This window comes from Mesorhizobium sp. M7A.F.Ca.US.006.04.2.1, assembly GCF_004022915.1.
GTDB classification, from domain to species: Bacteria; Pseudomonadota; Alphaproteobacteria; order Rhizobiales; family Rhizobiaceae; genus Mesorhizobium; species Mesorhizobium ciceri.
Map to the genome: position 1 here is coordinate 1 of NZ_RZQA01000960.1, position 2,180 is coordinate 2,180.

The 2,180-nt window shown below is 63.7% G+C and carries 1 protein-coding gene and 2 pseudogenes; 1 reads left to right on the plus strand and 2 read right to left on the minus strand.

Going from position 1 to position 2,180, the window contains the following annotated elements:
• A pseudogene (locus EN925_RS32830) lies at positions 1-428 on the plus strand (exopolyphosphatase); the annotation flags it as partial.
• A 237-nt stretch (positions 429-665) separates the two neighbouring features.
• Here the strand turns inward: EN925_RS32830 and EN925_RS32835 are convergent.
• A pseudogene (locus tag EN925_RS32835) lies at positions 666-1,603 on the minus strand (IS110 family transposase).
• 258 nt (positions 1,604-1,861) lie between these two features.
• Positions 1,862-2,180 (minus strand): DoxX family protein (locus EN925_RS32840; protein ID WP_164894553.1); only part of this gene is annotated, 319 nt, incomplete at its 5' end.

Here is a 2,180-nt window from a genome sequence, read left to right on the forward strand (position 1 = left end):
GGCGCGCGCATCCCGAATACCGCGGCAAGCAATCGCTCAACATCATTGCGCACGCGTCCTTCTTCGGCGTCGACCATCCTGGCCGTGCTTTCCTGGCGATGGCCAACGCCTATCGTCACGACGGCATCTTCAACGAAGCCATCGCCCCCGAGATCAAGGCTCTGGCATCGCCGCGTTATCTGGAGCGCGCCCGCGTGCTCGCCGCGATGATGCGCGTCGTCTACCTGCTGACGGCGTCGATGCCCGGCATCATGCCCAGGCTGAAATGGGAACAGCGCGCCAACGGCGTGCTGGCGCTGGTCTTGCCGGCATCGCTGGCGGACCTCTATGGCGAGCGGCCGGCCGGGCGCCTGGCGCAGCTGGCCAGGATCACCAACCGCCGGCTGGTGCTGGCCGTCGAGGGTGGCCCCAGCATGTCGGTGAAATAAGGCGCTAGCTGCTAGCAGACCCGTGTCTTATCTGACTTAAGCGGAGACTTGCCGGTCGTACTTCGCCGGCGGCTTCGCGTTTGATGACCGGCTTCCCCAATCCGTCGCTGCTTTGCAGCGTCACCTTTCCCCCATCCGGAGGGAAAGGAAGGGAGCCTCGTTGGAAGAGCGTTGGCGGCAATAGGCTCGCGCCCTTCCTCTACCCCGTCGATCGGGGGAGAGCGACTATCTGGGGTGTCAAGTTGCACTCGCGAACTCGTTGCGCGCATCGCGTGCTTTTGCATTGAGGATGACGAGGAGTTTTCTGGCGAGTGCGATGCGGATGAGCATTTTTGGCTTTCCCGCCTGTTGCAACCGTTGAGCGAAAGCTTTGAGATTGGATCGAATTTGGCCACGATGGCTGCGACGATGAAGAGGATGCCACGCGGCCCGGCGCGTCCGCCGCGCACATGCCTGTTGCCGGTGCGCTTGCCGCTATCGTTGGCGAAGGGAGCGAGGCCTGCCAGCTTGGCGATGGCCTTGTTGGAGATGAGGCCGATCTCGGGCAGTTCGGCCATCAGGCGGGCGACGGTGCGTCCGGCCACGCCCTTCAGCGAACGAAAGGCCTGCTCCAGCCTGGCCCACAGCGGATCGTCATCGATCATCGAGGCAATCTCGCCTTCCAGGCGCCGTTGCTCGCGCTTGAGGAAGGCCAGCATCGCCTCGATGCTGGCGCATACCTCGGCGTCGCGTGCGGCACTTCTACGCTGCTTGTTGATGGTCGCATCGCCGACAATCTGGCAAAGCCGGCCAACCAACGCGGCAAGCCGCTGCTGGGCGGCGCTTGGCGGTGGCGTCGGCACAGTGTTCTTGACTGCGCCGTAGTGGGCGATGACAGCGGCGTCGATCCTGTCGGTCTTCTCAAGATAGCCCATCGCCTCGGCGAAACGGCGCACGCTCTTGGCATTGACCACGCCGCACGGCATGCCGTGCGTCCACAAGAGCATGAATCCCAGCCGTTCATAGCCGCCCGATGCCTCCATCACCGCAAGGGCTGCGTCATGGCTGCGGCAGAACAGCCAAAGAGCTGCGATCCCCGCCGCGTCGTTGGCGAAGCGCGCTGCCGCTCCGCCAGGCCAGACATGCGCGTCCAGCCAATCTTTCGAAACATCAACTCCACAAATAATCCTGTTCACGGTAACCTGCCTTGTGCGTACGGTTGGAACCAAGCGACTGTTCGGTCGTGCGTGATGAAGGCGAAGATCCCAAGCTCTCCCGCGGCTGTAACCTCAGGTGGTACGGGCGACTTCGCCAAGCCAAGGTCCGGGCGGCCACCCGGACCTTGGCTCAATCGCTCTAATCCCACGAAATCTCTCTCGTGTAGATACAAGGTGGCTCGGCAAAGCCGGGACGGAGTGGGGGGCGACCAGCTCGGGCGCGTGTAAGCAAAAATATCAAACCGCGCCGCGCCCGTCGATCGACCATGCGCCGGCGCCGGCCATCGCCAGCGCTACAAACCCACCTGATATCGCAATGTCCTTCATCAGCATCTGCTGGTGCAGGAAGGCGAGCATCGCGTCGCCGCCGCCCTGGCCATAATGGCCGATGAAGCCGGCGACGATACAGAAGGCAGCGAGCAGAAGCGCTATGATCCGGGTCTGGAAACCGACCAGGATGAGCAGCCCGGCGATCAGTTCGAACAGTCCCGTGCCCCAGGCGGCAAGTGTCGGCAGCGGCAGGCCGAGGCCGGCGAAGTAGCCTTTGGTGCCGGCG